General features: G+C 57.5%; 23 protein-coding genes and 1 riboswitch. Of the genes, 15 read left to right on the plus strand and 8 right to left on the minus strand.

Annotated elements, in window-relative coordinates:
• Window positions 1-57: 57 nt before the first annotated feature.
• On the minus strand, window positions 58-876 hold the full coding sequence (locus tag FCN45_RS06040) for a pyridoxal phosphatase (RefSeq protein ID WP_137385401.1): 819 nt from the start codon (window positions 874-876) through the stop codon (window positions 58-60).
• 148 nt (window positions 877-1,024) lie between these two features.
• Between FCN45_RS06040 and pgl the strand changes: the two genes are divergently transcribed.
• The gene (gene pgl, locus FCN45_RS06045) at window positions 1,025-2,020 is read left to right on the plus strand and encodes a 6-phosphogluconolactonase (protein ID WP_137385402.1); all 996 of its coding nucleotides are present in this window, start codon (window positions 1,025-1,027) and stop codon (window positions 2,018-2,020) included.
• A gap of 60 nt (window positions 2,021-2,080) precedes the next feature.
• Here the strand turns inward: pgl and FCN45_RS06050 are convergent, their stop codons facing one another.
• Complete coding sequence (locus tag FCN45_RS06050; protein ID WP_137385403.1) at window positions 2,081-2,557, minus strand: kinase inhibitor; 477 nt, start codon at window positions 2,555-2,557, stop codon at window positions 2,081-2,083.
• A gap of 30 nt (window positions 2,558-2,587) precedes the next feature.
• Window positions 2,588-3,883, minus strand: coding sequence for an adenosylmethionine--8-amino-7-oxononanoate transaminase (bioA, locus tag FCN45_RS06055; RefSeq protein ID WP_137385404.1), 1,296 nt, complete (start codon window positions 3,881-3,883; stop codon window positions 2,588-2,590).
• Between the two features lie 88 nt (window positions 3,884-3,971).
• Here bioA and bioB point away from each other — a divergent pair, with 88 nt between their 5' ends.
• The 4 genes from bioB to bioD are packed head-to-tail and all read left to right on the plus strand — an operon-like array spanning window position 3,972 to window position 7,562.
• On the plus strand, window positions 3,972-5,003 hold the full coding sequence (gene bioB / locus FCN45_RS06060) for a biotin synthase BioB (protein ID WP_137385405.1): 1,032 nt from the start codon (window positions 3,972-3,974) through the stop codon (window positions 5,001-5,003).
• Window positions 5,004-6,155 (plus strand): 8-amino-7-oxononanoate synthase, encoded by a 1,152-nt coding sequence (gene bioF, locus FCN45_RS06065; RefSeq protein WP_137385406.1) that lies wholly within the window; start codon window positions 5,004-5,006, stop codon window positions 6,153-6,155.
• Window positions 6,139-6,894, plus strand: a complete 756-nt coding sequence (gene bioC / locus FCN45_RS06070) for a malonyl-ACP O-methyltransferase BioC (RefSeq protein WP_137385407.1) — start codon at window positions 6,139-6,141, stop codon at window positions 6,892-6,894. The genes bioF and bioC overlap by 17 nt, the downstream gene beginning before the upstream one ends.
• The gene (bioD, locus tag FCN45_RS06075; RefSeq protein ID WP_137385408.1) at window positions 6,891-7,562 is read left to right on the plus strand and encodes a dethiobiotin synthase; all 672 of its coding nucleotides are present in this window, start codon (window positions 6,891-6,893) and stop codon (window positions 7,560-7,562) included. The genes bioC and bioD overlap by 4 nt, the downstream gene beginning before the upstream one ends.
• A 39-nt stretch (window positions 7,563-7,601) precedes the next feature.
• Here bioD and FCN45_RS06080 read toward each other — a convergent pair whose 3' ends face one another.
• Window positions 7,602-8,318: an ABC transporter ATP-binding protein gene (locus FCN45_RS06080; RefSeq protein WP_110865765.1), complete on the minus strand. Its 717-nt coding sequence runs from the start codon at window positions 8,316-8,318 to the stop codon at window positions 7,602-7,604.
• Between the two features lie 901 nt (window positions 8,319-9,219).
• On the opposite strand from FCN45_RS06080, the gene uvrB reads away from it, so the two are divergent.
• Complete coding sequence (gene uvrB / locus FCN45_RS06085) at window positions 9,220-11,241, plus strand: excinuclease ABC subunit UvrB (RefSeq protein WP_101763180.1); 2,022 nt, start codon at window positions 9,220-9,222, stop codon at window positions 11,239-11,241.
• Between the two features lie 86 nt (window positions 11,242-11,327).
• Here uvrB and yvcK read toward each other — a convergent pair whose 3' ends face one another.
• Window positions 11,328-12,230 (minus strand): uridine diphosphate-N-acetylglucosamine-binding protein YvcK, encoded by a 903-nt coding sequence (gene yvcK / locus FCN45_RS06090; RefSeq protein ID WP_137385409.1) that lies wholly within the window; start codon window positions 12,228-12,230, stop codon window positions 11,328-11,330.
• 195 nt (window positions 12,231-12,425) lie between these two features.
• A riboswitch (molybdenum cofactor riboswitch) is annotated at window positions 12,426-12,561 on the plus strand.
• Between yvcK and moaA the strand changes: the two genes are divergently transcribed.
• The 7 genes from moaA to FCN45_RS06125 all read left to right on the plus strand — a co-directional run bounded on the left by moaA (window position 12,551) and on the right by FCN45_RS06125 (window position 17,197).
• Window positions 12,551-13,537 (plus strand): GTP 3',8-cyclase MoaA, encoded by a 987-nt coding sequence (moaA, locus tag FCN45_RS06095; protein WP_137385410.1) that lies wholly within the window; start codon window positions 12,551-12,553, stop codon window positions 13,535-13,537. It overlaps the preceding riboswitch by 11 nt.
• A 17-nt stretch (window positions 13,538-13,554) precedes the next feature.
• Window positions 13,555-14,070, plus strand: coding sequence for a molybdenum cofactor biosynthesis protein B (moaB, locus tag FCN45_RS06100; RefSeq protein WP_101763177.1), 516 nt, complete (start codon window positions 13,555-13,557; stop codon window positions 14,068-14,070).
• Between the two features lie 2 nt (window positions 14,071-14,072).
• Window positions 14,073-14,558, plus strand: a complete 486-nt coding sequence (gene moaC / locus FCN45_RS06105; RefSeq protein ID WP_137385411.1) for a cyclic pyranopterin monophosphate synthase MoaC — start codon at window positions 14,073-14,075, stop codon at window positions 14,556-14,558.
• The gene (moaD, locus tag FCN45_RS06110; protein WP_101763175.1) at window positions 14,551-14,796 is read left to right on the plus strand and encodes a molybdopterin synthase sulfur carrier subunit; all 246 of its coding nucleotides are present in this window, start codon (window positions 14,551-14,553) and stop codon (window positions 14,794-14,796) included. Before moaC ends, moaD begins: the two co-directional genes overlap by 8 nt.
• Before the next feature lie 2 nt (window positions 14,797-14,798).
• The gene (moaE, locus tag FCN45_RS06115; RefSeq protein WP_137386858.1) at window positions 14,799-15,251 is read left to right on the plus strand and encodes a molybdopterin synthase catalytic subunit MoaE; all 453 of its coding nucleotides are present in this window, start codon (window positions 14,799-14,801) and stop codon (window positions 15,249-15,251) included.
• 80 nt (window positions 15,252-15,331) lie between these two features.
• Window positions 15,332-16,426 (plus strand): DUF1615 domain-containing protein, encoded by a 1,095-nt coding sequence (locus FCN45_RS06120; RefSeq protein WP_137385412.1) that lies wholly within the window; start codon window positions 15,332-15,334, stop codon window positions 16,424-16,426.
• Window positions 16,427-16,489: 63 nt separating this feature from the next.
• Window positions 16,490-17,197 (plus strand): Bax inhibitor-1/YccA family protein, encoded by a 708-nt coding sequence (locus FCN45_RS06125; protein ID WP_101763172.1) that lies wholly within the window; start codon window positions 16,490-16,492, stop codon window positions 17,195-17,197.
• Window positions 17,198-17,254: 57 nt separating this feature from the next.
• On the opposite strand, the gene FCN45_RS06130 is transcribed toward FCN45_RS06125, so the two are convergent.
• The 3 genes from FCN45_RS06130 to FCN45_RS06140 are packed head-to-tail and all read right to left on the minus strand — an operon-like array spanning window position 17,255 to window position 20,231.
• Window positions 17,255-18,229 carry a lysylphosphatidylglycerol synthase domain-containing protein gene (locus tag FCN45_RS06130; RefSeq protein WP_101763171.1) on the minus strand — a complete coding sequence of 325 codons (975 nt, stop codon included), beginning with the start codon at window positions 18,227-18,229 and terminating at the stop codon, window positions 17,255-17,257.
• Window positions 18,229-19,473, minus strand: coding sequence for a cardiolipin synthase ClsB (clsB, locus tag FCN45_RS06135; protein WP_137385413.1), 1,245 nt, complete (start codon window positions 19,471-19,473; stop codon window positions 18,229-18,231). Before clsB ends, FCN45_RS06130 begins: the two co-directional genes overlap by 1 nt.
• Window positions 19,470-20,231 (minus strand): endonuclease/exonuclease/phosphatase family protein, encoded by a 762-nt coding sequence (locus FCN45_RS06140; protein WP_101763169.1) that lies wholly within the window; start codon window positions 20,229-20,231, stop codon window positions 19,470-19,472. Before FCN45_RS06140 ends, clsB begins: the two co-directional genes overlap by 4 nt.
• Window positions 20,232-20,408: 177 nt before the next feature.
• On the opposite strand from FCN45_RS06140, the gene FCN45_RS06145 reads away from it, so the two are divergent.
• Window positions 20,409-20,801: a YbhQ family protein gene (locus tag FCN45_RS06145; RefSeq protein ID WP_101763168.1), complete on the plus strand. Its 393-nt coding sequence runs from the start codon at window positions 20,409-20,411 to the stop codon at window positions 20,799-20,801.
• A gap of 215 nt (window positions 20,802-21,016) precedes the next feature.
• Window positions 21,017-22,405 carry an ATP-dependent RNA helicase RhlE gene (gene rhlE / locus FCN45_RS06150; protein WP_137385414.1) on the plus strand — a complete coding sequence of 463 codons (1,389 nt, stop codon included), beginning with the start codon at window positions 21,017-21,019 and terminating at the stop codon, window positions 22,403-22,405.
• The last annotated feature ends 3 nt before the right edge of the window (window positions 22,406-22,408 follow it).

A 22,408-nucleotide genomic window follows, 5' to 3' on the forward strand; every position in this document is an offset into this window, starting at 1 on the left:
TTCATTGCGCGGTGTGAGAAAAATCCGCGCCATGAATTGCGCCACTACATTTTACGGTTACAGAACCTCTTGATAGATCACTTCGGCGATGCCCGGTTCCAGATTGGTGCCAATCACCTTTTTGGCGCGCGCTTTGATGGCGTCATCGGCATTGCCCATCGCCACGCCTAATCCCACCTGTTCCAGCATGCTGAGATCGTTGTAGTTGTCGCCAAACGCCAGCACGTCTTGCATGCTAAAGCCCTGACTCTCAACCCACTGCGCCAGACGCTTGCCTTTGCTGTTGCCGCCTTTGGCGATATCTACCTGATCGTGCCACGACCATTCACACGCCAGACCGAGTTCGGCTTCGGTGCGTTCGGCAAACTGCTGCAGCGCGCGCGTGTCGGGATGCGACAGCGCGAATTTCCAGATCGAATCAGCCTCAATCGCCGCCTGCGCCAGGCTTGGCACCTGCAGGAACAGCGGACGCTGCGCTTCCGGCAACGATTGCGCCCAGTTAAGCGTACGCGTCACATGGCCGGTTGGCGTTTGGTACAGCATCGCATCATCGACATACAGCAGACCGTGGATATTCTCTTCATTCAGCATCTCAATCACCCGCGCGGCTCTGCTTTTATCCAGCGGATCGGCGGCCAGCACCTGTTTCGCGGGATAATCATACAAATAGGTGCCATTACAGCAAATTGCGGGTGTATCCAGCTTAAGTGCCTGATAAAAAGGGTGGATAGCGCAGTGGTGGCGACCGGTGACGATCAAAACTTTCACGCCCGCCTGTTGCGCGCGGGCCAGCGCTTCGATGGATTCAGGCAAGATGGTTTTGTTCGGGGTCAGCAGGGTGCCGTCGAGGTCAAGGGCGATTACGCGGTAGCTCATTACACTTTCCGTCCGGGAGTTGGCAAAGCATTGAGTCTACACCCGGCAGCGGCCCTGAGACAAAAAACAGGGCACAAATGAATCCAGCGCGACAAAATGAAACGCGCTACAGTTATCCCTTTCATCAGGCAGCGAATAAGGAAAACGCATGAAACAAGTCGTGTATACCGCCAGTCCCGAGAGCCAGCAGATTCATGCCTGGCAGTTGCAGGAAGATGGCGCACTGACGTTATTGCAGGTAACAGATGTTGCCGGCCAGGTGCAGCCGATGGTGGTGAGCCCGAAGAAAGATTTTCTCTATGTCGGTGTGCGTCCGAATTTTCGCGTGCTGGCGTTTCGCATTGCGGCCGACGGCACGCTGAGCCTCGCCGGTGAAGCACCGCTGCCGGGCAGCCCAACCCACATCTCCACCGATCGTCAGGGCAATTATCTGTTCTGCGGTTCGTACAACGATGCCTGCGTCAGCATCAGCCCGATTGGCAGCGATGGTTTGCCGCAAGCGCCAGTTCAGGTGATCAGCGGGTTAGACGGTTGCCACTCGGCCAATATCGATCTGAATAACCAAACGCTGTTTGTACCGGCACTGAAGCAGGACCGCATCTGCCTGTATCAACTGAACGCAGACGGCACTCTGGCTCCGCGCGAACAAGCGCAGGTCACCACCGTTGAAGGTGCCGGTCCGCGTCACATGGCCTTCCATCCGAACGGCGCATATGGCTACGTGGTGAACGAGTTGGATAGCACCGTGGATGTCTGGGCGCTGAACAATGTGCACGGCCAGGTTGAGCGCGTGCAGAGCCTTGATATGATGCCGAAAGATTTCAGCGACACGCGCTGGGCGGCGGACATCCACATCACGCCGGATGGCCGTTTCCTCTATGCCTGCGACCGTACCAGCAGCACCATTACGGTGTTCAGCATCAGTGAAGATGGCTCGGTGCTGGCGATTGAAGGCTACCAGCCAACTGAAACCCAGCCGCGCGGCTTCAATATTGATCACAGCGGTCAATATCTGGTAGCGGCGGGACAGAAATCGCACCACATCGAAGTGTATAAGATTCAGGAACGCGGTCTGCTTAATCCGCTGGCGCGTTACGCGGTAGGACAAGGCCCAATGTGGGTGGTTATCCACCCGTTGGGATAAATAAAATGCCTGCCTGATCAAACAGGCAGGCATATTTCCTAACAGCGCGATTCTGAGCTGTTACGCGTACTTCACCGTAATCGACGCACTGGCCAGCGCATGGAAATGCACATTAAAGCCAACCATCGCGCCGCTCGCGCCTTCATCCACGTCAATTTTATCCGTATCCAGCGCATGCACTGTAAAGATGTAGCGATGGGATTCGCCCTGCGGTGGCGCTGCGCCGCCGTAGCCGGTTTGGCCAAAATCGGTACGCGTCTGAATGGCGCTCTCCGGCAAGTCCGCCACGCCGGAACCGGCACCCTGCGGCAACACGGTAACTTCAGCCGGAATGTTCGCTACCACCCAATGCCACCAGCCGGAACCGGTAGGCGCGTCAGGATCGTAGCAGGTGACAACAAAGCTTTTTGTGCCTGCCGGTACATCATCCCACGCCAGATGCGGTGACAGATTGTCGCCCTGGTAACCCATGCCATTGAAAACGTGTCGCTCTGGCATCTTATCGCCGTCGTTAAAATCCTGGCTAACTACGCGCATGATCGCTCCTTTTATGGTTGTGCAGAACCCTCAATCATGGTGGAAATGCGCCGCAACATCCAGTGCCGCACCGACCGCTTGCGTTAGTTTCGTCAGTTCGGCGGCAGAAATCAGATAAGGTGGCATCAGGTACAGCAAGCGCCCAAATGGACGAATCCACACGCCGCGTTCAACGAAGAAGTGCTGCAGCGCCGCCATGTTCACGGCCTGATGGGTTTCGATCACGCCAATCGCACCCAGTACGCGCGCATCGGCCACCGCGTGATGACGGCGCAGCGGCAGCAGCTCGGTGCGCAGCTGCTGTTCGATGTGCGCCACCTGCGTTATCCATCCGCCTTCATTGATCATCTTCAGACTTTCCACCGCCACCGCGCAGGCCAGCGGATTGCCCATAAAAGTAGGGCCGTGCATAAAGCAGCCCGCTGCGCTGCGGCTGATGGTATCCGCGACCTCACGCGTGGTCAGCGTGGCGGAGAGCGTCATGGTGCCGCCGGTCAGCGCTTTGCCCAGGCAGAGAATGTCCGGCGTGATACCCGCATGGTCGCAGGCAAACAGCTTGCCGCTGCGGCCAAATCCGGTGGCGATCTCATCGGCAATCAGCAGCAAACCGTAGCGATCGCACAGCTCGCGCACCTGCTGCAGATAGCGCGGATGGTAGAAACGCATCCCGCCTGCGCCTTGCACAATCGGCTCCAGAATCACCGCCGCAATCTCCCGATGGTGGATTTCCACCAGCTGCGCAAAATCGGCGAAATCGGCCTCGTTCCACGCGTCATCAAAAGCGCACTGCGGCGCGTTGGCGAACAGATGTTCCGGCAGATAGCCGCGCCACAGGCTGTGCATCGAATTTTCCGGATCGCACACCGACATCGCGGCAAAGGTATCACCGTGATAGCCGCGCTTCAGCGTAAGGAATTTCTGTCGCGTTTGGTTGCGTCCCAGCCAGTATTGCAGCGCCATTTTCATCGACACTTCGACGGCGATCGAACCCGAATCGGCGAGGAACACGCACTCCAGCGCATCAGGCGTCATGGCAACCAGCTCGCGGCTCAGTTCCACCGCCGCCGGATGGGTGATGCCGCCAAACATCACATGCGACATCTGCGTTATTTGCTGCTGCAGCGCCTGATTGAGACGCGGATGGTTGTAGCCGTGGATTGCCGCCCACCACGACGACATGCCGTCCACCAGTTCACGTCCATCGGCCAACTGCAGCTGGCAGCCGTGCGCCGCCACAACCGGATAACAGGGCAGGGGATCGCGCATCGACGTGTAGGGATGCCAGATATGCTGACGGTCAAAGTTGAGGTCATCCTGAGTGAACATGTGAGTTGTAAACCATTTTAAAAAGATTTAGTTTACAAGTATAACCACGTTAATCGTCGGGATGAACCCCCTTTTTCTGGAGTAAGCAATGGCAAACCGCTGGACACTGGCACAAGCTCAGGCACTTTTCGATAAACCTTTCCTTGAGTTGATGTTTGAAGCGCAGCAAGTGCATCGTCAACATTTCGATCCACGGCAGGTGCAGGTCAGCACGCTGCTATCAATCAAAACCGGCGCCTGTCCGGAAGACTGTAAATACTGTCCGCAGAGCGCGCGTTACAAAACCGGGCTGGAATCGGAACGTCTGATGGAAGTGGACGCGGTGCTGGAGTCGGCGCGCAAAGCCAAAGCGGCGGGATCGAGCCGTTTCTGCATGGGCGCCGCGTGGAAAAACCCGCACGAGCGCGACATGCCTTACCTTCAGCAGATGGTGCAGGGCGTGAAAGCGATGGGCATGGAAACCTGCATGACGCTTGGCACGCTGGATGGCGACCAGGCGCAGCGCCTCGCCGAAGCGGGACTGGATTTCTACAATCACAACCTCGACACCTCGCCAGAGTTTTACGGCAACATCATCACCACGCGTAGCTATCAGGAACGTCTGGATACGCTGGATAAAGTGCGCGGCGCGGGCATCAAGGTGTGTTCCGGCGGCATTGTGGGTCTGGGTGAAACGGTGAAAGATCGTGCGGGCTTACTGGTGCAGCTGGCGAATCTGCCGACGCCGCCCGAAAGCGTACCGATCAACATGTTGGTGAAGGTCAAAGGCACGCCGCTGGCCGATAACGACGATGTTGAACCCTTCGACTTCATCCGCACCATCGCGGTGGCGCGCATCATGATGCCCTCGTCGCACGTGCGTCTTTCTGCCGGACGCGAGCAGATGAGCGAGCAAACGCAGGCGATGTGCTTTATGGCCGGCGCTAACTCGATCTTCTACGGCTGCAAACTGCTTACCACGCCAAATCCGGAAGAGGACAAGGATCTGATTCTGTTCCGCAAACTGGGCCTGAATCCGGAGCACACCGCGACAACGGCGGGTGACAATGAGCAGCAGCATCAGCTCAGCGAGCAGCTGCTGCACGCGGATACCGCGCAGTTCTACAACGCGGCTGTGTAAATGGGCTGGTCACAACGTATCGACGAGGCGCTGACGGCGCGGCGCGCCGCGGATGGCTGGCGTTTACGGCGTCGCGTTGAGCACAACAGCGTGCGGGAAATTACGCTGGAGGGGCAGCGTTATCGTCACTTTTCCAGCAACGACTATCTTGGCTTGAGCCAGCATCCGGCGGTGATTGCCGCGTGGCAGCAGGGCGCGGCCGAGACGGGTGCTGGCGCGGGTGCATCCGGGCATGTGACCGGCTACAGCCGCCACCATGCGCAGCTCGAGGAGGAACTGGCTGACTGGCTGGGCTATTCGCGCGCGCTGCTGTTCATTTCGGGGTTTGCCGCCAATCAGGCGGTGATCCATCTGCTGGCGGAAAAGCAGGATCGCATCTTCGCCGATAAGCTGGCGCACGCTTCACTGCTGGATGCCGCCAGCCACAGCCCGGCGAGCCTGCGCCGTTTTGCCCACAATCAGCCGGAAAGCCTGGCGAAGCTGCTGGCAACACCGTCGGAAGGCGGCACGCTGGTGGTGACCGAAGGCGTGTTCAGCATGGACGGCGACAGCGCTCCGCTAACAAAGATCGCCGCAGAGACGCGGCGCGGCAACGGCTGGCTGCTGGTGGATGATGCGCACGGTATCGGCGTGACTGGCGCGCAAGGGCGCGGCAGCTGCTGGCAGCAGCAGGTCAAACCGGAACTGCTGATCGTTACCTTCGGCAAAGGGTTTGGCGTCAGCGGCGCGGCGCTGCTGTGCGATGACGCCACCGCTGATTACGTCGAGCAGTTTTCCCGCCATCTGATCTACTCCACCGCGATGCCACCGGCGCAGTGCTATGCGCTGCTGGCGGCACTGCGGCAGATTCAGCAAGGTGATGCGCTGCGCGAAAAACTGCACAGCCACATTGCGCGTTTCCGCGCCGCTGCGGCGGATTTGCCGTGGCAGCTGGTCGATTCTGCGAGCGCCATCCAGCCGCTGATCGTTGGCGAAAACAGCGCGGCAATGGCGTTGTCGCAGCGGCTGGCGCAGGCCGGCTGTTGGGTCAGTGCGATTCGGCCACCAACCGTGCCGCCGGGCACAGCTCGGCTACGCATCACGCTTACCGCTGCACATCACACCGATGACATTGATCGTCTGCTGGAGGCGCTGTATGACGCTGCAGGTTAACAAACAGGCCGTGGCGCAGGCTTTTGGTCGTGCGGCTGCGCATTACGAGCAGCACGCGCAGTTACAGCGGCTGAGCGGCGATGCGCTGCTGGCGCTGGCGCCCGCTGGTTTTGGTCCGCACCTGCTGGATGCCGGGTGCGGTACCGGCTGGTATAGCCGCTACTGGCGCGATCGCGGGCGCACGCTGACGGCGCTCGATCTGTCGCCCAACATGCTGCAAACCGCGCGCGATCAGCAATCGGCGCAGCACTATCTGTTGGGCGATATCGATGCGGTGCCGCTGCCGGACGCCAGCGTTGACGGCGTGTGGAGCAATCTGGCGGTGCAGTGGAGCAGCGACTTGCATACTGCGCTGCAGCAGTTTTTGCGCGTCACGCGGCCGGGCGGCACGGTGCTGTTTTCCACGCTGCTCGACGGTTCGCTGCACGAAGTGCATCACGCGTGGGCGCAGCGGGATGGTCGCCGGCACGCCAACCGTTTCCTCAGCGCTGCGCAGTTTCATGCGGCCACCGCGACGTTGCCGATCGCCGTGCAGCAGCAGGTTATCACCCTGCATTTTCCCAGCGCGCTCAGCGCTATGCGCTCGCTGAAAGGCATTGGGGCCACGCACCTGCACGATGGACGCGGCGCCAGCGTGCTAACGCGTTCCCAACTGGCACAGCTTGAGCAGCGCTGGCCGCAGGACGAGTCCGGTTATCGCCTGAGTTATCACCTGATGTATGGAGTTTTAAGCAAATGACACGCTGGTTTATTACCGGAACCGATACCGAAGTGGGCAAAACCGTGGCCAGCGGCGCGCTGCTGCAGGCGGCAAGCGCCGCCGGTTTACGCACCGCAGGCTATAAGCCGGTGGCATCCGGCTGCGAAATCACGCCGCAAGGCATTCGCAACAGCGACGCGCTGGCGTTGCAACGCTACAGCACCTTGTCGTTAAGCTACGAGCAGGTGAACCCGCTGGCGTTTGTCGAGCCGACCTCGCCGCATATCATCAGCGCGGAAGAGGGCAGGCCGATTAGCTTTGCCACGCTGTCAGCGGGCTTGCGCGCGCTGGAGCAGCAGGCAGAATGGGTGTTAGTCGAAGGCGCAGGCGGGTGGTTTACGCCGCTGTCGGAGACGAAAACTTACGCCGATTGGGTGGAAGCCGAGCAGCTGCCGGTGATTCTGGTGGTGGGTGTGAAGTTAGGCTGCATCAATCATGCCATGCTCACCGCCGAAGCGATTAAAGCGCGCGGATTACGCCTTGCGGGCTGGATTGCCAATGATATTCAGCCGCCCGGCAAACGTCATCAGGAATACATGGATACGCTGCGTCAGCGCATTGATGCGCCGCTCCTCGGTGAGATTCCGCACCTACGCGAGCAGGCGCAGCAGGCCGAGTGCGGGCGTTTTTTGACGTTGCCGCAATAAATAACCCGGGTCGCCATTCACGGCGACCTGGCTACCTCTTCACCTTGCGGTCAGCCACTTATTCACCGTCAAATCATCCAACTGCGCCACTTTGCCGTGCGCCACATTGCGTCCGCGATGCAGCAGCAGGAAATAATCGGCGACGCGGCGGACAAACGAGACGTGCTGCTCCAGCAGCAGAATGGTTAAACCATACTCACGGTTTAACCGACGAATCAGATTGCCCATCTCCTCTTCCAGCCACGGCGACATCCCCTCTGTCGGCTCATCCAGAATCACCAGCTTGGGTTGCAGCACCAGCGCACGCGCCAGGGCCAAATGTTGCTGCTGTTCCATTGGCAACTCGCCGCTGCGCTGATGGCGCAATGAATAGAGTGCCGGGAACAGGTCGAACACCATTTCCGGAATGGCACGGCTACGATCGTCCTGTGCCGCCATCAGGGCGATCAGCAGGTTATCCTCCACGCTCATTTGCGAGAAAATATGCCGTCCTTGCGGCACATAACCAATGCCGGTGCGCGCGCGCAGTTCGGCCGGTTGCAACAGTAAATCTTCCGGCGGCGCGCCATCTTCCTGCCAGGTCATTGAGCCACTGTTAATTGGCAGGCGGCCCATAATGCAGTTCACCAACGTGGTTTTGCCCATGCCGGGACTGCCCAGCACGCCGGTACAGGTGCCCGGCGGCAGATCGAGATCGACATCCCACAGAATGTGATTTTGACCGTAAAACTGATTCACCGAACGTAAACTCAGCATCTGACATACTCCTTCCAGATTATTAGCCTGAATGCTCCCGCTCTGTGTCGTCTGGCATACAGTCGTGCACGATTGATGGACACCGCTGTCGTCGGCAAGCGCCGATATGGACTCGTCACTCCATAGTGCTAACACTGCAATTCCCAGGCCAGGTTAGGAATTCAGGCGCAACTGCGGCGGAAACCTGACAAATCAGCCGCTAAAAGTTGAGAAACGCTTAACAATTGCCAGCGGTGATAAACCGACTGCACTTTGACGGTGCTGACTGCTTAACGTTTCTGGTGCATTTGATCGTTCGTAAGGCAATAACCGGAGAAATAAATGGCCTTAACGCCTGACTTTACGCCGGGCACGGGAAGGTAAACCGGGAAAAAGGGGGGGAATGCGACACGCACGGCGGGAAAAATAAATGCGAAAAAATTTTTTTTCACGATTAAGAATGGGCGGGAGAAAATTATACACAGCCGATGGGCTCGGGGCTGGATTCACTTATCCACCATTACTGTGGATAACCTTGTGCATTAGCGACTGAAAACCGTGTGGAAGCGAGTAAATTCGCGGCCTTACTACATTATGATGAGAAACTGGGCTTTTGAGTCAAAGTGAATTAAAACAGCAGGTTAGTTAAAATCAAGCATGCGAATTATCTGCCTTGTCATCGGACTGCAATTTAATGACACTCTATTGACAAATGTTAAAAGCATCCTCCGCCTGGGGATAACATTGCGCAACAACAACTTGCCGCCTGCCGCTTAAATTGCACTGAAGAGAATCGCCGTCAGGTACCATTATCGTGCAAGGTTACTGTGATTATGTCCAGTATTTTTTTCTGGCAAATTCGCCATAGCAGAGTAGAATTAGCAGCCTGCCCGCCGACTTCATCTGCTGGAACCGCTAAAACATGAGCAAAGTCTTTAAACTCAACTCCGCTTTCAAGCCTTCAGGGGATCAACCTGAGGCGATTCGCCGTCTCGAAGAGGGACTGGAAGATGGACTCGCGCATCAAACGCTGTTGGGCGTGACCGGCTCAGGTAAAACCTTTACCGTGGCGAATGTGATTGCCGACCTCAACCGCCCGACGATGGTGCTGGCGCCAAATAAAACCCTGGCGGCGCAGCTCTACGGGGAGATGAAGGAGTTCTTCCCGGATAACGCGGTGGAGTTTTTCGTCTCATATTACGATTACTATCAGCCTGAAGCCTATGTGCCGAGTTCTGACACCTTTATCGAAAAAGATGCCTCGGTGAATGAGCACATTGAGCAGATGCGTCTGTCGGCGACCAAAGCGCTGCTGGAGCGCCGTGATGTCATCGTAGTCGCATCGGTTTCGGCGATCTACGGTTTGGGCGATCCCGATCTCTACCTGAAAATGATGCTGCATCTGACGCGCGGCATGATTATCGATCAGCGCAGCATTCTGCGTCGTCTGGCGGAGCTGCAGTACAGCCGCAACGATCAGGCCTTCCAGCGCGGCACCTTCCGCGTGCGCGGCGAAGTGATTGATGTGTTCCCGGCGGAATCGGACGACATTGCGCTGCGTATTGAGCTGTTTGATGAAGAAGTTGAGCGGCTGTCGCTGTTTGATCCGCTCACCGGGCAGATTGATTCGGTGATCCCGCGCTTTACCGTCTATCCGAAAACGCACTATGTGACGCCGCGTGAGCGCATTCTTAAGGCGATGGAAGAGATCAAAGATGAGCTGGTGGTGCGCCGCAAAGTGCTGCTGGAGAACAATAAGCTGCTGGAAGAGCAGCGTATTTCCCAGCGTACGCAGTTCGATCTCGAGATGATGAACGAGTTGGGTTACTGCTCCGGCATCGAAAACTACTCGCGCTATCTCTCCGGGCGCGGACCGGGCGAGCCGCCGCCGACCTTGTTCGACTATTTACCGGCGGATGGCTTGCTGGTGGTTGACGAATCGCATGTCACCATTCCGCAGATTGGCGGCATGTATCGTGGTGACCGCGCGCGTAAAGAGACGCTGGTGGAGTACGGTTTCCGCCTGCCGTCGGCGCTGGATAACCGTCCGATGAAGTTTGAAGAGTTTGAAGCAGCCGCTCCGCAAACCATTTACGTGTCGGCCACGCCGGGCAACTACGAGCTGGAAAAATCGGGTGGTGAAGTGATCGATCAACTGGTGCGTCCAACCGGCCTGCTGGATCCGATTCTGGAAGTGCGGCCGGTGGCGACGCAGGTCGACGATTTACTGTCGGAAATCCGCAAGCGTGTTGAGATTAACGAGCGCGTATTGGTGACTGTGCTGACCAAGCGTATGGCGGAAGATCTTACCGAATACCTGGTGGAGCACGGCGAGAAGGTGCGCTATCTGCACTCGGATATCGATACTGTGGAACGTATGGAGATCATCCGCGATTTACGTCTTGGCGAATTTGATGTGCTGGTTGGCATCAACTTGCTGCGAGAAGGTCTGGATATGCCGGAAGTGTCGCTGGTGGCGATTCTCGATGCCGATAAAGAGGGCTTCCTACGTTCGGAGCGTTCACTGATTCAGACCATTGGTCGCGCCGCGCGTAACATCAATGGCCGGGCGATTCTCTACGCCGATAAAATCACGCCGTCGATGGAGCGCGCGATGGGCGAAACCGAGCGTCGTCGTGAGAAGCAGCAGAAATACAACGAAGAGAATGGCATTACGCCGCAAGGGCTCAACAAGAAGATCACCGATATTCTTGAGCTCGGCAAAAACGTAGTGAAAACGCGTGGTAAAGGCAAAACCGCCTCACGCACCGCAGCAGAAGCGGAAGCCAACTATATGGCGCTTACGCCGCAAGCGATGCAGAAGAAGATTCACGAGCTGGAAGGGCAGATGCAGCAGCACGCGCAGAATCTGGAGTTTGAAGAGGCTGCCAGCGTGCGCGATCAGTTGCATCAACTGCGCGAGCTGTTTATTGCGGCTTCCTGATTGTGGTATCCAGGTCGCCATGAATGACGACCCTACAGGAATTCAGCGCGGTTTTCGTAGGGTGCGCATTCATGCGCACCTGGAAATTAAACGGCCTGAATCGCGTGTTCCAGCGCGATGCGCAGTAGCTGGCGGTCATGGCGATATTTGATGTCGGCGGCCTCCAGCGGTTCACGAATGATTAAACGCTCTTCCACGCCGCGAATATCGGCGGCTGGACTCACCACCACCGCATCAATCACCCGCTTGCCAATTCCTTTCTCCATAATTGCCAACTTATCGGCCACATTCAGGCTAGCCGCCGCTGGGCTCAGTTCGCGGCCCAGATTGCCGATAAACACCATGGTGGCAGGCGTACGGCGCAGCGCGCGCGCCATCTCTTCCATCAGCAGAATCGGCATCAGGCTGGTGTAGAAGCTGCCGGGGCCAATCAGAATCAAATCCGCTTCGCCAATCGCCTCGATGGCTTCACGGGTTGGCAACACATTCGGATGTAACATCAACTCTTCGGGCGGCTGCTTCATCTCATCAATTGCCGTTTCGCCGTACACCATATTGCCTTCGCCATCCTGCGCCACCAGATCGACCGGCTGTTCCGACATCGGGATCAGAAACGCATCGACCTTGAGCAGATTGCGGATGATGTTGATGGCTTCCAGCGGGCGCACGCTGAGATGATCAAGCGCCTTCAGCATCAGGTTGCCCAGATTATGCCCGGCCAGCTCGCCATTGCCGGTGAAGCGATACTCAAACATCGCGGTGGCGACGCTCGGTTCGGTGATCAACTGATTGATGCAGTTACGCATATCGCCCCACGCAATGCCGCCTTCCGAGCGGCGAATGCGGCCGGTGGATCCGCCGTTATCGGTGGTGGTGACGATGCCGGTCAGGCGCGAACCTAACGGTGCCAGCGCCGACATCACGCGGCCCAAACCGTGTCCGCCACCTAATGCCACTACGCGATCCAAATCTGCCAGGGTTCGATTCATGTTTCTCCTTTGTCACTGACGTCCTCGCGTTGAGGCGTAGTTGAACTGATGTGCATCAATATCTGTGGTGCATTTTACCGTATCCTGTCGCGAAAATGCGGTGAAAAAACGTTATGCATCAAGATATATAGCGAAAATCACTCATGGATGCTAACCGTTAATCGCGCTACCATTCGTTTTAACCGTGTTGTCCATAATGACAACAAACTCCCAAGCCTGGTTTCCTAAGTCGCTATAGATATGGAAGCCAGGCCGCAGCCTTGAGCTGCCAGGGTGCAGAAAGAAATGACTGCATCTCCCGACTTTGGAAAGGTGTTCAGGTGCCACAATTTACAGATGCCTATGCGCGCAGCTTTTACTATCTGCGCCTGTCGGTCACGGATGTGTGTAACTTCCGTTGTACCTACTGTTTGCCGAACGGCTATAAGCCGAACGGTACGCACAATAAAAGTTTTCTCTCGCTGGATGAGATTCGTCGCGTGACGCGTGCCTTTGCGGCGGCGGGCACGGAAAAAGTGCGCCTGACGGGCGGCGAACCCTCCATGCGGCGTGATTTCACCGACATCATCGCTGCAGTGCGTGAAAACGCCGCCATTCGCCAGATCGCGATGACCACCAACGGCTATCGCATGGCGCGTGACGTACATGCCTGGCGCGCTGCCGGTCTCACCCATATCAACGTCAGCGTGGATAGCCTCGACGCACGCCAGTTTTACGCCATTACCGGCCAGGACAAATTTGCCGAGGTGATGGCGGGAATCGACGCCGCCTTTGATGCCGGTTTCGAGAAAGTGAAAGTCAACAGCGTGCTGATGCGCGATGTGAACAGCCACAGCCTCAGCACCTTCCTCGAGTGGCTGCGCCTGCGACCGATTCAACTGCGCTTTATCGAACTGATGGAAACCGGTGAAGGCAGCGATCTGTTCCGCCGTCATCACATCTCCGGTGAAGTAATCCGCGATCAGCTGATCCTGCAAGGCTGGCAACGCCAGTCGCGCGGCCGCAGCGACGGTCCGGCGCAGGTGTTCCGTCATCCCGATTATCAGGGCGAAGTCGGCCTGATCATGCCGTACGAGAAAGATTTCTGTGCCAGCTGCAACCGCCTGCGCGTCTCGGCGCTGGGCAATCTGCATCTGTGCCTGTTTGGTGACGGCGGCGTGTCGCTGCGCGATCTGCTGGCCTCTGACGATCAGCAAGACGAGTTGCAGGCGCGCATTGCGCACAGCCTTGGACAGAAAAAGCAGACGCATTTCCTGCATCAGGGCAACACCGGCATCACGCAAAATCTCTCCTTTATTGGTGGCTAAACACAGGAGTTACGGCCATGGGTAAACCTTCCGGCGAATTTGTCGCCTTAAATGTGGCGGTGATGACCGTCTCGGATAGCCGCGATGCCAGCAATGACACATCGGGCGATTATCTGCGTGAAGCGCTGGCGGAAGCCGGGCATCAGGTGGTTGATCGCGCGATTGTGCCAGATAACCGCTATCGCATTCGCGCCACGGTATCGCGCTGGATTGCCAGCGACGATGTGCAAGTGGTGATCGTTAACGGCGGCACCGGTTTCAATAGCAAAAACAGCACGCCAGAAGCGTTGCTGCCGCTACTGGACCGCGAAATCGAAGGCTTTGGCGAGCTGTTCCGCATGATCTCCTATGAAGAGATCGGCAGCTCGACGCTGCAGTCGCGCGCGGTGGCTGGATTAGCCAATCAGACGCTGATTTTTGCCGTGCCGGGATCGACCAACGCCTGCCGCAGCGCCTGGGAGCGCATTATCGAAGATCAGCTGGATGCGCGTACGCGTCCGTGTAATTTCGTCTCACATTTGAAGAAGTTGTAAGCATGTCATCGTTAACTCATATCAATGCCGCAGGCGAAGCCCACATGGTGGATGTCTCAGGCAAAACCGAAACGGTGCGCGAAGCGCAGGCCGAAGCGCTGGTGCTGATGAGCGCCGAAACGCTGCAGATGATTATTGACGGCAGCCATCACAAAGGTGACGTGTTCGCCACCGCGCGCATCGCCGGTATTCAGGCGGCAAAACGCACCTGGGAACTGATTCCGCTCTGTCATCCGCTGATGCTGAGCAAAGTGGAGGTTACCTTGCTGGCGGAACCGCAGCATAATCGCGTGCGCGTCACCACACTCTGTCGTCTCACCGGTAAAACCGGCGTCGAGATGGAAGCGTTGACGGCGGCGTCCGTTGCAGCGCTGACCATCTATGACATGTGCAAAGCGGTGCAAAAAGACATTGTCATCGACCAACTGCGTTTGCTGACTAAAAGCGGCGGCAAATCCGGCGACTTCAGGGCGGTGAGCCATGATTAAGGTGCTGTTTTTTGCTCAGGTGCGGGAATTAACCGGCACCGCTTCACTGGATTTGCAGCCTGACTACGCCGATGTCGCCACGCTGCGCGCGGCGTTAGCAGAGAAGGGCGATCGCTGGGCGCTGGCGCTGGAATCCGGCAAGCTGCTGGCGGCGGTAAACCAAACGCTGGTGCCGATGAGTCATCCGCTGCGTGCGGGTGATGAAGTGGCCTTTTTCCCGCCGGTCACCGGAGGCTGATGATGGAAACGCGGATTCGTGTGGGTTCAGAGCCGTTCAACGTCGGCGAGGAGTACGAAAAACTCGCCGCCCATGACAGCGATGGCGCGGTCGTCACCTTCACCGGCAAAGTGCGCAATCACAATCTCGGTGCCAGCGTGGCGGCCTTGACGCTGGAGCACTATCCCGGCATGACGGAAAAAGCGCTGGGGGAGATCGTAGAAGACGCGCGTCAGCGCTGGGCGCTGCAGCAGGTCACGGTGATCCATCGCGTTGGCGAACTGTTTCCTGGCGATGAGATCGTGTTTGTTGGCGTCAGCAGCGCGCATCGCGGCAGCGCATTCGCCGCCACCGAATTCATCATGGATTACCTGAAAACCCGCGCGCCGTTCTGGAAGCGTGAAGCCACCGCCACAGGCGACCGCTGGGTTGATGCCCGTGATAGCGATCATCAGGCCGCTGAACGCTGGAGCTAGCGCGCAAAATCCTCCCGCTCCGATAGCGGCAGGCCACTGAAAACGTTAAGGTACGGTTTTTGTTGGCGTCAGGGAGCAGGATGAACACGAGCAAGATGATGAAAGGCGCAGCTTTGCTGGCTGCGCTGGTGCTGGCCGGTTGTAGCACGAAAAAAGAGCCGCAGGCGCCCGCGCGTCAGCCCGCCGATGTAAAAAGCCAAATCCAGCAGTTGTTGCCCAGCGACGTTAAACAGAAATCCGCCTGGGCCGACGATATCTATACCGCGTTCCGCGTGCAGCAAATTGATGCCAGCGTCAGCAACCTCTGCGCGGTGATTGCCGTTACCGATCAGGAGTCTAACTTCAGCGCCGATGCGGTGGTGCCGGGCTTACCGAAAATCGCCTGGGGCGAGATTGATCGCCGCGCCGCCAAAGTGCATGTGCCGGCATTTCTGGTGCGCACCGCACTGCTGATCAAATCACCGAATGGCGAAAGCTATGCCGCACGTCTGGATAAGGTGCGCAGCGAGAAAGAGCTGAGCGCCATTTTTGATGATTTAATCGATATGGTGCCGATGGGGCAAAAGCTGTTTGGCAACCTCAACCCAATTCATACCGGCGGGCCGATGCAGGTCAGCATTGCGTTTGCGGAAGCGCACGCCAAAGGCTATCCGTATGCGGTTGACGGCTCGATTCGTCGTGAAGTCTTCACTCGTCGCGGTGGTATCTACTTCGGCACGCTGCATCTGCTTGGCTACCCGGCCGATTACAGCCAGCCGCTATATCGCTTCGCCGACTTCAACGCCGGTTGGTACGCCAGCCGCAACGCCGCATTTCAGGCGGCCATCGCGCGCGCCAGCGGCATCAAGCTGGCACTGGACGGCGACCTCATCGTCTATGGCAGCGATCAGGCCGGTTCCACCGAACTGGCGGTGCGCAGCCTGAGCAAGCAGCTGGATATGAGCAATCGTGAAATCCGCCGCGATCTGGAGAAGGGCGACACTGAAGATTTTGCCAAAAGCACGCTGTGGAAGCAGACCTTTATCCTCGCCGATAAGATGGCCGGAAAACGTCTGCCGCGCGAAATGCTGCCGGGCATCAAGCTGGAGAGCCCGAAAATCACCCGCAATCTCACCACCGCGTGGTTTGCTCAGCGCGTAAATGGCCGCTATCAACAGTGCTTGACGCGCCGTTGACGCAAACGGGTGTACACTCCACACTTACAGAGTTTGTTAACGTAACCGCTAATGAGGCGCTTCATGGATCGATATCCACGTAATGATTCAATCGTGCAGCAGGCATCCACCTCGCTGCAGACCTACATGGCGCAGGTATATGGTTGGATGACCTGCGGCTTGCTGCTGACCGCGTTTGTTTCGTGGTTTGCTGCCCGCACACCTGCAGTAATGGAACTGGTGTTTGCTAACCGCATCACTTTCTTTGGCTTGATCATCGCGCAGTTAGCGCTGGTGTTTGTGTTGTCTGGCATGGTGCATCGCCTGAGCGGCGCGGTCGCCACCGCACTGTTTATGCTCTATTCGGCGCTAACCGGATTAACCATGGCGAGTATTTTCCTCGTTTACACCTACTCATCCATCGCCAGCACCTTCTTCGTGACGGCCGGGATGTTCGGTGCCATGAGCTTCTACGGTTACACCACTAAGCGCGACCTGAGCCGTTTTGGCAGCCTGCTGTTTATGGCGCTGATCGGTATTTTGCTGGCGTCACTGGTGAACTTCTGGCTGAAAAGTCCGGCGCTGATGTGGGCGATTACCTATATCGGCGTGGTGGTGTTTGTTGGCTTAACCGCCTATGACACGCAGAGGCTGAAGGCGATTGGCGAGAATATCAACGTCAATGACAAAGAGAACCTGCGTCGCGCCTCAATCATGGGTGCGTTAACGCTGTATCTCGACTTCATCAACCTGTTCCTGATGCTGCTGCGCATCTTCGGCAACCGCCGCTAAATCCCGCACCAGACTGTCCCCTTTCCCGCCTGCGGGAGAGGGGAACTCCGCACAAACTCACCGCGATACCGATTTCTCCATCTTCTGCTCATTCTTCTGCCGTAAATGCTTCGCGCGGCTCTCCAGCCACAAATAGAGCACCAGCGCCACCAACAGCGGCAGAATAAAATAGAGCACGCGGTAAGCCAGCAGCGCTGCAATAATGGTGCCGTGCGAGGCGTGTTGCCCACTGAGCAGCGCCAAAAATACCGCTTCCAGCACGCCAATCCCGGCCGGGATGTGAATGATCACACCGGCGATACTGCTGATCAGCAACACGCCTAACACAATCGGATAATCCACCTGACGCGCCAGCAGCAGCCAGATAATCATGCCCATCACCATCCAGTTGGCGCAGGAGACCGCAAACTGGAACAGCGCCATGCGCAGCGAAGGCAGCTGCAGATGCTGGCCTTTAACCGTCCAGCGGCGCTTCTTCGCGAAGGCGCAAGCCCACAAATAGACCGCCACCATCACCAGCAGCACCGCGCCAATGATGCGCAGCGTGGTTTCACCAATGAACCAACCGGAGGGAATCGGCACCATGCCCGCCGCAAACACCACGCCGGCCAGCAGAATATAGCCGAGCCAGTTGGTGGCGATGCTCAGCGAGAAAATGCGCGTAATGGTATTGCCCGGCAAACCGAGTCTTGAGTAGAGCCGATAGCGCATCGCCACGCCGCCAACCCAGGTGCTGAGCGTCAGGTTGAAGGCATAACAGATAAACGACACCAGCATCACCTGACGCTTTGCCAGCTTATGGCCGCAGTAGGCTCGTCCAATCAGGTCGTACAAGCCATAGGTCAGATAACTCACCACCACCAGTGCAGCAGCGCTTAGCACCACATAGCGGTTATAGCCGACGATCACCGTATAGACGTCTTCCCAGTTCACCTTGCGCGCATACACCACCAGCAGCACAATCACCGCAATAAAAAACAGCCAGGTGAGGATCTTCTTCGCCAGTTGCCAGCGCGGATTCTTTTTCGACATTAGGATTTTGCTCCTGAATTATCGGCTTCAACCCGATCCTGAGTTTCCATTTCGGGTTGTACGGGGGGAGCAACTTGCGACAAGTGTGGCGTGTGCGCAGGCAACCATCCGGCAATAGCCGGGAAGTGACGTAAAAAGTGGAACACAATTACGCCCTTGGTGAGCTGCCACCAGTTGCGCGGCGGCAGCTTGTCATCCTCCACGCGCACGCAGTCCTGCTGAATCAGCAGTTCCAGATTGTCGCGCAGCGTCTGGTTGAAAGCGCGATCGTGCACCATCAAATTGGCTTCCAGATTGAGGGATAAACTCAGTGGATCGAGGTTGCTGGAGCCGACGGTGGACCACTGCTGATCCTGCACCGCAATTTTGCCGTGCAGCGGGCGGCGGCAATATTCATACACTTCCACACCGCCATCGACCAGATAGTTGTACAGCAACTCGGCACCGACTTTGACGATCGGCATATCGGGCTCGCCCTGCACAATCAGCCTGACGCGCACGCCGCGCTGTGCCGCGCTGCGCATTTCGCGCAGCAGACGATAGCCGGGAAAGAAGTAGGCGTTGGCAATAATCACATCCTTCTGTGCCTTGCGCAGCATGGCGAGATAGTGCTGTTCGATGTCGTCGCGGTGTTCGTCGTTATCGCGGTAGACAAACAACACCTGCGCTTCACCGGGCATGGCGTTGACCGCCGGGCGATGGGAACGCGCACCCCACCAGCGCCGCGTGTGCTGTTCGCTGCCCATTTGTTGCTGCACGTATTGGGCAATATCCAGCACCACCGGGCCTTTCACCTCCACGGCATAATCCTGTTTGGCCTCTGCACCGAAATCGATGTTATGTTCAGCGGAGAAGTTGATGCCGCCGACAAAGGCGATCTGTTCATCGATCACCACAATCTTGCGGTGCAGGCGACGAAACACATTAGTGCGCATGCCGAGCACCAGCGGACGCGGATCGTAATAGATAAAGCGCACGCCCGCGGCCGTCAGGCTATCCACAAATCGGTCGGAGAGATCTGGCGAGCCGTAGCCATCGACCATCACCTCGACTTTGACCCCGCGCTGCGCCGCCTTGAGCAGCTGTTCGTGCAGATCGTTGCCGACTTCGTCCTCAAACAGGATGAAGGTTTCCAGCAGTAGCGTGCGCTCGGCGCGTTGGATCGCGCCTGATACGCGCGGGAAAAACTGGTCACCATTTTCTAACAGACGGAGCTGATTACCGTCGCGCCAATTGAAACTCATAGGAAAATCTCCACCGCTAACGGCGCATGATCGGACAGGTGAGACCAGGGTTTAACCGGCAGCGCCCACGGCTTACTCACCGTAGCGTTGCGGATGTAGATACGATCTAGCCGTAACAGCGGAAAACGCGCCGGGAAGGTGCGGGCAGGGCGGCCGGTTTTGATGCTGAACACTTCCTCTAAGCCCACCGCGCGTTTGAGAAAGCGATTGGCGCTGACCTGCCAGTCATTGAAATCACCGGCTACCACCAAAGGCGCATCGGGCGGCAGCGTATCGATAAAGTCGCACATCATCTTCATCTGTGCCTGGCGATGTTTCTCCTTCAGACCGAGATGTACGCAAAACACATGCAGCGGTTCCGCCCGATCCGGCAGGCGGATTTGGCAGTGCAACATGCCGCGTTTTTCACTTCCGGCGACGGAAATATCGCGGTTTTCATATTCAACGATGGGAAAGCGTGACAATATCGCGTTCCCGTGATGTCCCTCGGGATAAACCGCGTTGCGGCCATAGGCGAAATCGTTCCACATGGTATCGGCCAGAAATTCGTAATGGGAGGTTTCCGGCCAGTTTTCAATGTGCAGCGAATGGATGGCGTGGGTACCCATTACCTCTTGCAGGAAGACGATATCCGCCGACGTGGCGCGAACAGCGTCACGCAATTCCGGCAGGATAAAGCGGCGATTAAAGCTGGTGAAACCCTTGTGGGTATTGATCGTCAGGACTTTAAATGAAAATCCTTGCGTATTTTGTGGCATACTTCGACGCGCTCCTTTTCATCATCAACAGCACAAAGTGTAGTCTTTGTCACAAATGGATGGTGTTAAGGGCAGAAAATTAGGGCGTAATCCGAAATTTGCTTTACATTGAGGACGTTCGTCTGGCCTCCAGCCAGATACACTTGGGCGACCTGTTGGGTCTGCCAGGAGAAGAGAATGAAATGGTCTAATCGTGTTCAGATTGTTACCGGACAAACTTGTTTGCACATTGCAATGCACCTGTTGGTGATTGCCGCACTGGTTTGGGGCTGGAAACATAGGGCGCTGGTTGAAGTGAGCAGTACCCTGGTGGCAGCTTATGCGGTGGTATTCATTACCATGCTGGTCATGCAGCGTAGTGCCCGTTTACGTAGAATGGGTGATTCCCTCGAAGAGGTGACCACCACTTACTACTTTGGCGCAGCGATGTTAACGCTGTTCCTGATCTCCCGCTTTATCCACAACAACCTGCTGATTGGTCTCCTCGGCGTGGTGATGTTGGTGGGACCGGCGCTGGTTTCACTGCTGGCGAAAGAGCCGGTTCAGCGCATCGAGAAGAAGCGCAGTTGATCGATTAGGGACCGCAACCCTGCGGACCTGACAAAAAGGAGCCCAGTGCGGCTCCTTTTTTTATGGATGCTGTCTGCGCGGAAAGCTGCTAAACTCGCGCCCTTACGCATGGTAGTTTGTGCCCTTTTCACACGTGAGCCCCGCGCTTGCGTCATATCCCTCCTGAAAACTACATCGCCTACGGCGGTCAGGACGGTTCGGAGTAATACACCTGCATGTCATTTGACTCTCTCGGCTTAAGTGCCGATATTTTGCGTGCGGTAGCAGAACAAGGCTACCAAGAGCCGACGCCGATTCAGCGTCAGGCCATTCCTGTGGTGCTGGCTGGTCGTGACCTGCTGGCGAGCGCCCAAACCGGCACCGGTAAAACCGCCGGCTTTACGCTGCCGTTGGTGCAGCGTCTGACTGCAAAACCGTCCACGGCGCGTGGCCGCCGTCCGGTGCGTGCGTTGATCCTGACTCCGACCCGCGAACTGGCGGCTCAGGTTGGCGAGAACGTGCGTGAGTACAGCCAATATCTCGATATCCGTTCGCTGGTGGTATTTGGCGGCGTGAGCATCAACCCGCAGATGATGAAACTGCGCGGCGGCGTTGACGTGCTGGTGGCGACACCGGGCCGTCTGCTCGATCTGGCGCACCAGAACGCAGTTGATCTGTCACAGGTTGAAATCCTCGTGCTGGATGAAGCGGATCGTATGCTCGATATGGGCTTCATCCACGACATCCGTCGCGTGCTGGCGCGTCTGCCTGCTAAGCGTCAGAACCTGCTGTTCTCTGCCACCTTCTCTGACGAGATCAAAACGCTGGCGGAAAAACTGCTTACCAACCCAGAACAGGTTGAAGTTGCGCGTCGTAACACCGCCTCTGAGCAAGTTTCACAGCAAGTGCATTTCGTGGATAAGAAGCGCAAGCGGGAACTGCTGTCGCTGATGATTGGTCGTGATAACTGGCAGCAAGTGCTGGTGTTCACCCGTACCAAACACGGCGCCAATCATCTGGCTGAGCAGCTGAACAAAGACGGCATCACCGCCGCCGCGATCCACGGCAACAAGAGCCAGGGCGCGCGCACCCGTGCATTGGCTGACTTCAAATCCGGCGGCATTCGCGTGCTGGTCGCGACCGACATCGCGGCGCGTGGTCTGGATATCGAAGAGCTGCCACACGTGGTGAACTACGAGCTGCCAAACGTGGCGGAAGATTACGTGCACCGTATTGGTCGTACCGGCCGTGCGGCTGCTACCGGCGCGGCACTGTCGCTGGTGTGTGTTGATGAACACAAACTGCTGCGTGACATTGAGCGTCTGCTGAAGCGTGAAATCCCGCGCATCGAGCTGCCTGGTTTCGAAGTCGATCCCAGCATCAAAGCCGAGCCAATCCAGAACGGTCGTCAGCAGCAGGGCGGCGGTCGCGGTCAAGGTGGACGTGGTCAAGGCCAGGGTCGCGGTCAGGGCGGCAACGTTTCTCGCCCGCACAGCGGCAATGCGCCACGTCCGCAGGGTGAAGCGCGTTCCGCGCGTCGTCCAGCGCAGGGCGCAAGCCAGGCTGCGCCAGCCGCCAACAGCGGTCGTCGTCGTCCGGCGCCGAAGAAAACCGGGAACGCCTAACGT

The organism is Pantoea sp. SO10 (genome assembly GCF_005281435.1).
Classification (GTDB): Bacteria; Pseudomonadota; Gammaproteobacteria; order Enterobacterales; family Enterobacteriaceae; genus Pantoea; species Pantoea leporis.

Excerpts from the sequence above, each read along its gene's own strand:
- clsB (WP_137385413.1), bottom strand. The coding sequence starts at position 19,473 with ATGAGTTTCAATTGGCGCGACGGTAATCAGCTCCGTCTGTTAGAAAAT.
- FCN45_RS06130 (WP_101763171.1), bottom strand. The coding sequence starts at position 18,229 with ATGTCGAAAAAGAATCCGCGCTGGCAACTGGCGAAGAAGATCCTCACC.
- yvcK (WP_137385409.1), bottom strand. The coding sequence starts at position 12,230 with ATGAATCGAACCCTGGCAGATTTGGATCGCGTAGTGGCATTAGGTGGC.
- bioB (WP_137385405.1), top strand. The coding sequence starts at position 3,972 with ATGGCAAACCGCTGGACACTGGCACAAGCTCAGGCACTTTTCGATAAA.
- moaE (WP_137386858.1), top strand. The coding sequence starts at position 14,799 with ATGGAAACGCGGATTCGTGTGGGTTCAGAGCCGTTCAACGTCGGCGAG.
- moaB (WP_101763177.1), top strand. The coding sequence starts at position 13,555 with ATGGGTAAACCTTCCGGCGAATTTGTCGCCTTAAATGTGGCGGTGATG.
- FCN45_RS06145 (WP_101763168.1), top strand. The coding sequence starts at position 20,409 with ATGAAATGGTCTAATCGTGTTCAGATTGTTACCGGACAAACTTGTTTG.
- bioA (WP_137385404.1), bottom strand. The coding sequence starts at position 3,883 with ATGTTCACTCAGGATGACCTCAACTTTGACCGTCAGCATATCTGGCAT.
- FCN45_RS06080 (WP_110865765.1), bottom strand. The coding sequence starts at position 8,318 with ATGCTGAGTTTACGTTCGGTGAATCAGTTTTACGGTCAAAATCACATT.
- pgl (WP_137385402.1), top strand. The coding sequence starts at position 1,025 with ATGAAACAAGTCGTGTATACCGCCAGTCCCGAGAGCCAGCAGATTCAT.
- moaC (WP_137385411.1), top strand. The coding sequence starts at position 14,073 with ATGTCATCGTTAACTCATATCAATGCCGCAGGCGAAGCCCACATGGTG.
- FCN45_RS06050 (WP_137385403.1), bottom strand. The coding sequence starts at position 2,557 with ATGCGCGTAGTTAGCCAGGATTTTAACGACGGCGATAAGATGCCAGAG.
- FCN45_RS06040 (WP_137385401.1), bottom strand. The coding sequence starts at position 876 with ATGAGCTACCGCGTAATCGCCCTTGACCTCGACGGCACCCTGCTGACC.
- uvrB (WP_101763180.1), top strand. The coding sequence starts at position 9,220 with ATGAGCAAAGTCTTTAAACTCAACTCCGCTTTCAAGCCTTCAGGGGAT.
- FCN45_RS06140 (WP_101763169.1), bottom strand. The coding sequence starts at position 20,231 with ATGCCACAAAATACGCAAGGATTTTCATTTAAAGTCCTGACGATCAAT.
- bioC (WP_137385407.1), top strand. The coding sequence starts at position 6,139 with ATGACGCTGCAGGTTAACAAACAGGCCGTGGCGCAGGCTTTTGGTCGT.
- rhlE (WP_137385414.1), top strand. The coding sequence starts at position 21,017 with ATGTCATTTGACTCTCTCGGCTTAAGTGCCGATATTTTGCGTGCGGTA.
- bioF (WP_137385406.1), top strand. The coding sequence starts at position 5,004 with ATGGGCTGGTCACAACGTATCGACGAGGCGCTGACGGCGCGGCGCGCC.
- FCN45_RS06120 (WP_137385412.1), top strand. The coding sequence starts at position 15,332 with ATGAACACGAGCAAGATGATGAAAGGCGCAGCTTTGCTGGCTGCGCTG.
- moaD (WP_101763175.1), top strand. The coding sequence starts at position 14,551 with ATGATTAAGGTGCTGTTTTTTGCTCAGGTGCGGGAATTAACCGGCACC.
- bioD (WP_137385408.1), top strand. The coding sequence starts at position 6,891 with ATGACACGCTGGTTTATTACCGGAACCGATACCGAAGTGGGCAAAACC.
- FCN45_RS06125 (WP_101763172.1), top strand. The coding sequence starts at position 16,490 with ATGGATCGATATCCACGTAATGATTCAATCGTGCAGCAGGCATCCACC.